The sequence below is a fragment of the Bradyrhizobium sp. genome (assembly GCF_049798375.1).
Lineage (GTDB): Bacteria > Pseudomonadota > Alphaproteobacteria > Rhizobiales > Xanthobacteraceae > Bradyrhizobium.
The window spans coordinates 1-8896 of the sequence record NZ_JBARGP010000210.1 but is presented as its reverse complement, the minus strand read 5'-3'; the positions used below and the strand labels follow the sequence as shown (position 1 = coordinate 8896).

The following is an 8896-nucleotide window of genomic DNA, read 5'->3' as shown; positions in this document are numbered from 1 at the left end:
ACAGAGAGCTGGGCGATGCCAAGCTCGGCGTCCGCGTCCGGCTATGAGCACGAGGGCAGCGACGGCGAGACCGCAGCATCGGATGGCGATCACGAGAGCTGATCAGGTCTCACTGCAGTCATCCGGGAAAGGCCGTGGCGACGACGCTGCGGCCTTTTTCAAGTCTTCTGCAGTACCGTCCTGTCGGTGCTCACAAACTGATTCGGCCAGCGATTCCTTGCGCCATGGCCCGCACGGCAGGCCGCGAGCGACACCGTAGATCGTCGGAGAACGTCAACGTAGTTTTGTTGTTGAAATGCAACAGCGGCGGACAACCTCTCGTAGCACGGCCTGAACGCCCAAAAAGGCAGCAACTGCCGTTCATTTTAGCTTCTCATTAACTATGCGCCATCACATCGTGTCACAGCTATGACGCAGTCGGGCCTGGCGTGTGTCCTGGGGGACGCCGAAATCAGGCCGACGCATGATGTAAGGGTGATGGGGATCCTCATGAGAAAATTGACTTTGTTAGCAACGGCGCTGGCAATGGTGACGGGCTCGGCTTTCGCGGCGGATTTGCCGGTCAAGGCCTTGAAGGCTCCTCCCCCCGTCGCGTTCGAACCGTGGGATATCGCCTTCGGCGGCGCCATCATGAGCGACTACATCTTCCGCGGCATCACCCAGTCGAATCACCAGCCCTCGGTGACCGCCTATTTCGAGCCGCGCTACAACGTCAACAAGGACCTGCAGCTCTATGTCGGCACCTCGGCCGAGAGCATCTCGTTCGCGAACCGGGCCGCCGCCGAGGTCGACATCTACGGCGGTATTCGCCCGACCTTCGGCGCCGCTGCCTTTGACTTCGGTATCTGGGGTTACCTGTATCCAGGCGGGACCTGCCAATTCGGCGCGGCCGCCGATCTTGCCGGCAATCCGCTCAGCTCGGAATGCGCCACCAACTTCCTGGCGAACGGCAACGTCATGAAGCGGGACGTTTCGTTCTTCGAAGCCTACGCCAAGCTCAACTACACCGTGAACGACAATTGGGCGTTCGGCGTCAACGAGTACTATTCGCCGAACTTCCTGAACTCGGGCGCCTGGGGCAACTACGCTTCGATCACCGGCAAATATACTGCGCCCAGCACGATCTTCGGTTCGAGCGGCGTCGGCATGTATGTGTCGGGTGAATTCGGCCGGCAGTGGCTCGGAACCTCCGACAGCTTCTACGGCGTCCCGGCATTCCCGAACGGTATCAAATATGCCGATTACAATACCTGGAACGTCGGCGTCGGCTTCACCTACAAGGTGTTCACGCTCGATCTGCGCTACTCCGGCACCGACCTGTCGAAGGGCAATTGTAGCGCCTTCACCAGCGCCTTCAACGCCTCCGGCACCACCAACGTGACCCCGATCAACCCGGGTGGCACCGGCTCGAACTGGTGCGGCAGCGCCGGTATTGCCAAGCTTTCGTTCGACCTGACCGCGATGAGCAACCTGAAGTAAGCTCGTCCTCAAAGGATTTCGAAGCAAGGGCGGCAGAGCAATCTGCCGCCCTTGCTTCGTCTAGCGTGGTGAAACCTTGCGCGCAGCCCAGGCCGCGTCGCGAGGTCACTAGGGACTACGCAGACCCTGCTCTGAGAGCGCTGCCGCTTCTTTCGACCGCAAGGTGAATGCATCGCCGTCGGCTGCGAGCTCGACGGTGCGCGCATGGAAATCGCGCAAGGTCGAACGGTGGCCGATCGAGATGATGGTGGTCGTGGGCAGCCGCTCCTGCAGCAGGCGGTAGAGCCGCGCTTCCGACGGCTCGTCCAGCGACGCCGTGGCCTCGTCCAGGAACAGATATTGCGGCCTCTGCAACAGGGCGCGGGCGAGCCCAAGGCGCTGCTGCTCCCCGAGCGACAACATCCGATTCCAGTGGGCATCCTCCTCGAGCCGCGCCGTGAGCTGGGGCAGGCCAACCGCAACCAGCGCGTCCGTAATCTCGGTTGGCGTGAAGGCATCGACCGCTGACGGATAGGCGAGGGCGGCCATCAGCGATCCGATCGGGAAATACGGCCGCTGCGGCAGTGTCATCAGGCTGGCATTGGCAGGGACCCGGATCACGCCGCTGCCGAACGGCCAGATGCCGGCAATGGCGCGGAGCAGCGTCGACTTGCCGGCGCCCGAAGGCCCCATCACCAGCGTGCCTTCGTTGGCGCGGATGCGGAAGCCATCCGTCGCGATCTGGGCCTTGCCGTTGGGCAAGCGGACCAGCAATTGCTCGATCTGGATGGCGTCGCCGCTGCTCGGCAAGACCTCGATCGTGGGCTTGGTGGTCGGCAGCTTCGATGCACTGTCGACCGCCATCTCGAAACCATCCAAGCGGGCGACGACGGCCCGCCATTCCGCCAGCGTGGTGTAGGCCGAGACGAAGAAGGACAATGCGTCCTGAACCTTGCCGAACGCCTCCGCCGTCTGAATCAACGCGCCGAGCAGGATCTTGTTGGCGAAAAAGGCTGGTGCGGTGAGGACGAACGGAAACACCACCGCCGCCTGAGCATAACTTCCCGTGAAAGCCGTGATCCGCTTGGTCCGGCTCATAATGCCGTACCAGTTGTGGATCACAGCTGCGAAGCGCTGCAGCAGCCGCTGGCGCTCGGCGTTGTCGCCCTTGAGCAGCGCAATCTGCTCGGTGTTCTCGCGAACCCGGATCAGATTGAAGCGGAAGTCGGCTTCATAGCGCTGCTGCTCGAAGGTGAGGTTCACCAACGGACGCCCGATCCACTGCGTCAGCGCCGTTCCGAAGATCGCGTAGATAAGCGCGGCCCAGACCAGATAGCCCGGGATCGGAATGTCGTGGCCGAACAGGTTGAGCGGAGCCGCTTCGGACAAGCCCCACAGGATGATGACGAAGGATCCGAGGGTCACGATCTGGCCGAGCAGGCCTACTGAAATGCTCAGCGTTCGATCGACGAACAGCTTCACGTCGTCGCTGAGGCGCTGGTCGGGGTTATCAGCGGCTTCGCCCTGCAGCTCCATCCGATAATAGTTCGCGTTGCGCAACCACTCGCCGAGAAAGCGGGTGGTCATCCAGTTTCGCCAGCGGATCTGCAGCCACTGAGTCAAATAGAGCTGATAGACTCCTATAACGACTGAAACCGCTGCCAGGACACAGAAGACGATCATCTCCCGCACGAAACCGTTCCAGTCCTTTTCCTGCAACGCGTTGTAGAAGCGGAGGCGCCACTGGTTGACCAGGACGTCGTTGCCCACCGAGGCGAGTTGGAGTGCGATGATGACGGCGAGCAGCACGCGACCGGCCGTCTTGTCCTCGGACCGGAAATAGGGCGATGCAATCCGCCATACGATGGCGAGGGTCGAGCGTAGATTTTGCACGGAAGGCCGTCTCCTGGACGATGACCTCGGGGATCGGAAGGAAAGCGAAAACTGGATGATCAGTTCGAGCGGAGTGAGGTTGCTTAGACTAAAGTCGTAAGCGACATGATCGGGGCTCGCTTGTGGTTCCCTCGCCCCAGACTCTAGCATGCCCTCGGCAGCGAGAGGCGGGCGGCAATCTTATTTCGCGAGATTTTGAGCAGAGCTTGGCGGTCCGGCGACTGACAAGCTCTTGGGGTATCTCACGAAAGCTTCCGTCCTCGCGGCCCGGCCCCGAGCGCTTGCTCGCGGCCCAAGAAGCTGCATCGGGGGAGGGAGCCATGTGGAATCAAATTTATAATCCGTTGGGGAATGCGGCGCTGTCGACGATCGCCGCGGCCGTGCCGGTGGTCACGCTGCTGGTCCTGATCGCCAGCGGCAAGGTGAAGGCGCATATCGCCGCCATCATCGCCGTGATCGTGACCAATCTGATCACGATCTTCGTCTTCACGATGCCGGTGGGCATGTCGATCCGCGCCTCGCTGCTCGGCGTGGTCTCGGGTTTCTTCCCGATCGGCTGGATCGTGCTGAACGTCATCTTCCTGTACCAGGTCACGGTCTCATGTGGCCGGTTCGAGCTGTTGAAGCGCGCGGTCGGTGGTGTCACCGAAGACCGCCGCCTGCAATTGTTGCTGGTGGCCTTCTCCTTCGGCGCCTTCTTCGAAGGTGCATCCGGCTTCGGTACGCCGGTCGCCATCACGGGCTCGATCCTGATCGGCCTCGGCTTCTCGCCGCTCGCAGCCTCCGGCCTGTCGCTGATCGCCAACACCGCGCCGGTCGCCTTCGGCGCGCTCGGCACCCCGATCCAGGGGCTTGCCTCTGTCACCGGTCTCGATCCCTACATCCTCGGCGCCATGGTCGGCCGCCAACTGCCGCTGTTCTCGCTGATCGTGCCGTTCTGGGTGGTGTGGGCCTTTGCCGGCTTCAAGGGCATGAAGGACGTCTGGCCGGCGATCCTGGTTACCGGCCTATCGTTCGCGATTCCTCAATTCGTGATCTCGAACTACGTCAATCCCTGGATCGTCGACATCGCGGCATCGCTGATCTCGATGGGCGCCCTGATCCTGTTCCTGCGGGTGTGGCAGCCCAAGCAACCCTGGCTCTCGCCGGCGCTGCGCAGCCGGGACGATTCCACCTCCGCCATGACGGCGCAGAAGCCGCTGGACAAGACGCCGCTGACGCAGTCGGAGCTATGGAGCGCATTGCTGCCGTGGATCGTCGTCTGCATCGTGATGCTGATCTGGGGCAATGGCGCCTTCAAGACCTGGGCGAACGGAATCTTCACTTGGAATTATCCGGTCCCCGACCTGCACAACATGATCCAGAAGATGCCTCCCGTGGCACCGTGCGTCATCGACGCGGCAACCAATGCCTGCAAGCCGGTGCTTGAAGGCGCGGTCTTCTCCTTCACGTATCTCACCTTCACCGGCACCGGCATGTTGATCGCCGCGATTATTTCCGGTTTCCTGATGGGGGTCGGTCCCGGCCGCCTGCTGTCGGAATACGGCCGCACCATCAGGCTCTGCTCGATCTCGCTGATCACGATCTCGGCGATGCTGGCGATCGGCACGCTGACTCGGCTGGCCGGCGTCGACGCGACCTTGGGCCTGGCGTTTGCCGCAACCGGCGTGCTGTATCCCTTCTTCGGCACGCTGCTCGGCTGGCTCGGCGTGGCGCTGACAGGCTCGGATACGTCGTCTAACATCCTGTTCGGCAATCTGCAGAAGATCACCTCCCAGCAGATCGGACTGTCGCCGATCCTGATGGCGGCGGCGAACTCCTCTGGCGGCGTGATGGGCAAGATGATCGACGCACAATCGATCGTGGTCGCTTCCACCGCGACCAACTGGTACGGCCATGAAAGCTCGATCCTGCGCTACGTGTTCCTGCACTCGATCGTGCTGGCCTGCCTGGTCGGTCTCTTCGTCACCCTGCAGGCCTACGTCTATCCGTTCACGGAGTTGGTGCTGAAATAGCACTGCGGCATCAGTTGATAAAAATTCCCGCGCAGGTCAGGCCTGCGCGGGAATTGCTATGTTTGGGTCACAATTGTGCGGGAGCCGTGGCAGCCTTATTTTTCCGTCCGCACAGAACGTGCGGTGCGTCGCAAGGGATGAAGAGGGCCATGGTTTTTGCGAAGCGTGTTGTTGCCGGATGCGCGGCGGCTTTGTTTATCTCGACACTGGCATCGGGCCCGGTGCAGGCCGATGAAGGTTTTCCGTTCGGCATGGAGATGACCCTCGACGCGGTGCCGCAGCCGGGATCGAAGCGGGTGCCGGATCTAGACATCGGCGACCACGGCGAGGTGGTGCTCGAGCTGTGGTGCAAGGGCGGCAAGGGGCAGTTCTCGGTTGCCGGCAGCACCGTGATCTTCATCGCGAGCCAGATCGACGACCGAAACTGCGCGCCGGGACGCGCGCAGGCCGATGACGACCTGCTTGCGATGCTGACGGCGTCGACAAGCTGGAAGCGACAGGGGGACTCGATCTACTTCATCGGCCCCAAGACGCTGCACTTCCGTCTCAACACCAACTGAGGCGCGCAAGGGGTTAGATCGCAGCCCGATGAATGAAGTCGATCTGACGCTTCTCGGGAGATCCACCTCTCCCATCGGGAGAGGCCGGATTGCGGCGCAAGATGCAATCCGGGTGAGGGTTAAGATCTATCAAGTGAGGAGCGCGCCCTCACCCGATCGCCACGCGATCGACCTCTCCCCGGAGGGGAGAGGTGAACCGAGGCCTTGGCTGCTGCTTCGATACAAGCACAACACGTTATGCTCTAGGTGATCGTTACTTCCACACCGAGTTGTCGGCATCCCAGCGCTTGGCCTTGAAGGTCGCAGCAAGGGCATTGATCGACCCGTCGTCATTGCGCTGGTCGCTCTCGTCGTCGCCGGAGGATTCATCGGCGATGATGAGCTTCGGCCCTGCCGCTTCGTCGACCGTGGTCATCACCGGGCTGCCGACCCACAGCATCAGCGCATCGGTGCCGCCCGGTTTGTCGGGCGCGACCAGCCCCGTGACCTCGATGGTCTCGGTCAGGTCGAGGCCGGGCATCAATTGACTCGGCCGCTTGAAGCTCAATTTCAGCTTGCCGGTGGTCGCGCTCCAGCTGGTACCCGCGGGCTTCGCCGCATAGGTCTTGGCGAGCACGTCTGACACTGCCGCGGCCAGCTTGTCCTTGTTGATCTTGTCGCCGTCGCGCCACTCGGCCGCCGGGAAGCGCAAGGTGCGATCCATCTCAACGATGCCGGTGGTCCATCCTGCTGCGACGACGCCCGGCATCCCCCGGGCTTTGGCGATCAACGCGGTGGCGCGATCGGGATCAACCGACATGCTGATGGTCTGCTCGCCGGCGCGCAATGCGTCGCAACCGACGGTCAGGCTGGACAGGCCGATCTCGACGTCCTGGCCTTTCAGGCCCTTCAGGAAGTCGACCGCAGCATCGAGCTTCAGGCGAACGGCGACGGCCTCGGGCGAGACCTCGGTGAAATCCTTTGGCTGCGCGCTGATGCCATCATCGGAGCTCTGGCTATCGAGATATTCCTTCTCGCTGATATCGGAATTGTCTGTGGAGGCGACCTCAGTCACCGCCTGGCCGATCGTGATCTGGCCGCGGAATTCGACGCTATCGCCGTTGGTCTTCTGCGTCAGCTTGACGTTGACGGGCGCCTTCTCGCCGCTGCTCTGCGTGGTGCCGGTCAGCGCCTGCCCGTTGACCGCCAGATTGACCACGAAGCGGTCCTTGCGGTCGCGGTTCTTCGCGACGGGATAGCAGACATCGAGCACCGCTGCGGTGAGGCTCTTGCCCTGATGGGTTTCCTTCAGAATCACATCGGCATTGCCGTCCATCAGCCCGTCGATGGAGGTGAAATAGCGGACCTCGTTGGCCGGATTGGCTCTCGCCTGGTTCTTGAGCTGGGCCCAGCCGGATGCGGGCAAGGCAGCCAGAATGGCGGCCACAAAAAGCGAAGGCGCGCGCATATGCGAATCCTCATGAGAGACAGAATCGGATTTTGGGCCGCAACGTAGGGCGTTTCTCACCCATTTTCGAATCAGAAGTTCGCAATGCCGTCGCCCGATGAAAGTGACCTTCGAACCGTGCAGTGGCGCCGCATCACGACGGAATAGGCTATCGGAACGAACGCCGGCGCAGCGAAACCGCAACAATCTTCAGCCAAAAAGAAGGCCGCCCGGAGGCGGCCTTCGCATATTCAATTGAAGAGTGGATCGGCTCAGAAGCCCATTCCGCCCATTCCACCCATGCCGCCGCCGGCCGGCATCGCAGGCGCAGCCTCCTTCGGCAGTTCGGCGACCATCGCTTCGGTCGTGACCAGAAGGCCGGCGACCGAGGAAGCGTCCTGCAGCGCGGTGCGCACCACCTTGGCGGGATCGATGATGCCTTTGGCGACCATGTCGACATAGTCTTCGCTCTGGGCGTCGAAGCCGAAGGTCTCGGACTTCTGCTCCAGGATCTTGCCGACCACCAGCGAGCCTTCGACGCCGGCGTTCTCGGAGATCTGGCGCACCGGCGCCTCGAGCGCCTTCAGCACGATGTTGATCCCGGCCTGCACGTCCGGGTTGGCGTTGGTGATGCGGCCGACCGCCTTCTTGGCGCGGAGCAGAGCCACGCCACCGCCGGGAACAATGCCTTCCTGCACCGCGGCGCGGGTGGCATTGAGCGCGTCCTCGACGCGGTCCTTCTTCTCCTTGACCTCGATCTCGGTGGCGCCGCCGACGCGGATCACCGCGACGCCGCCCGCGAGCTTGGCCAGACGCTCCTGCAGCTTCTCACGGTCGTAGTCCGAGGTGGTTTCCTCGATCTGCGCCTTGATCTGGCCCACGCGCGCCTCGATGTCGGGCTTCTTGCCGGCACCGTTGACGATCGTGGTGTTCTCCTTGTCGATCACGACCTTCTTGGCGCGGCCGAGCATCTTCACCGTGACGTTCTCGAGCTTCATGCCGAGGTCGTCGGAGATAAGCTGACCGCCGGTCAGGATCGCGATGTCCTCCAGCATGGCCTTGCGACGATCGCCGAAGCCCGGGGCCTTGACGGCCGCGACCTTGAGGCCGCCGCGCAGGCGGTTGACCACCAGCGTCGCCAGCGCCTCGCCCTCGACGTCTTCCGCGATGATCAAGAGCGGACGGCCCGACTGCACCACCGCTTCGAGCACCGGCAGCATCGCCTGCAGGCCGGACAGCTTCTTCTCGTGCAGCAGCACATAGACGTCGTCGAGCTCGGCCGTCATCTTCTCGGCATTGGTGACGAAGTAGGGCGAGAGATAGCCGCGGTCGAACTTCATGCCTTCGACGATGTCGACCTCGGTCTCGAGCGACTTGTTCTCCTCGACCGTGATCACGCCCTCGTTGCCGACCTTCTGCATCGCCTGGGCGATCATCTTGCCGATCGCGGCGTCGCCGTTGGCGGAGATGGTGCCGATCTGGGCAACCTCGGACGACGAGGCGACCGGCTTGGCGCGCTTCTCGATATCCTTGACCACCGCGGC

6 protein-coding genes are annotated in these 8896 nt (G+C 62.6%); 3 read left to right on the top strand and 3 right to left on the bottom strand.

What is annotated here, in order from left to right:
- Window positions 1-489 precede the first annotated feature (489 nt).
- Entirely contained in the window at window positions 490-1479 is a 990-nt protein-coding gene (locus WA702_RS09075; protein ID WP_425110187.1) for a TorF family putative porin, read from the top strand.
- A 108-nt stretch (window positions 1480-1587) separates the two neighbouring features.
- On the opposite strand, the gene WA702_RS09070 is transcribed toward WA702_RS09075, so the two are convergent.
- Window positions 1588-3351 carry an ABC transporter ATP-binding protein/permease gene (locus WA702_RS09070; protein ID WP_425110186.1) on the bottom strand — a complete coding sequence of 588 codons (1764 nt, stop codon included), beginning with the start codon at window positions 3349-3351 and terminating at the stop codon, window positions 1588-1590.
- Window positions 3352-3671: 320 nt separating this feature from the next.
- Here WA702_RS09070 and WA702_RS09065 point away from each other — a divergent pair, with 320 nt between their 5' ends.
- Entirely contained in the window at window positions 3672-5366 is a 1695-nt protein-coding gene (locus WA702_RS09065) for an L-lactate permease (RefSeq protein ID WP_425110185.1), read from the top strand.
- A 149-nt stretch (window positions 5367-5515) separates the two neighbouring features.
- Window positions 5516-5926: an META domain-containing protein gene (locus WA702_RS09060; protein WP_425110184.1), complete on the top strand. Its 411-nt coding sequence runs from the start codon at window positions 5516-5518 to the stop codon at window positions 5924-5926.
- Between the two features lie 253 nt (window positions 5927-6179).
- Here WA702_RS09060 and WA702_RS09055 read toward each other — a convergent pair whose 3' ends face one another.
- Together WA702_RS09055 and groL are read right to left on the bottom strand one after the other, a co-directional pair.
- On the bottom strand, window positions 6180-7373 hold the full coding sequence (locus tag WA702_RS09055; protein WP_425110183.1) for a hypothetical protein: 1194 nt from the start codon (window positions 7371-7373) through the stop codon (window positions 6180-6182).
- Between the two features lie 251 nt (window positions 7374-7624).
- Window positions 7625-8896, bottom strand: a 1272-nt coding sequence (groL, locus tag WA702_RS09050) for a chaperonin GroEL (RefSeq protein ID WP_425110182.1), incomplete at its 5' end; no start/stop codon positions are given.

Coding starts and splice junctions, on each gene's coding strand:
- WA702_RS09075 (WP_425110187.1), top strand. CDS start 490: ATGAGAAAATTGACTTTGTTAGCAACGGCGCTGGCAATGGTGACGGGC.
- WA702_RS09065 (WP_425110185.1), top strand. CDS start 3,672: ATGTGGAATCAAATTTATAATCCGTTGGGGAATGCGGCGCTGTCGACG.
- WA702_RS09060 (WP_425110184.1), top strand. CDS start 5,516: ATGGTTTTTGCGAAGCGTGTTGTTGCCGGATGCGCGGCGGCTTTGTTT.
- WA702_RS09055 (WP_425110183.1), bottom strand. CDS start 7,373: ATGCGCGCGCCTTCGCTTTTTGTGGCCGCCATTCTGGCTGCCTTGCCC.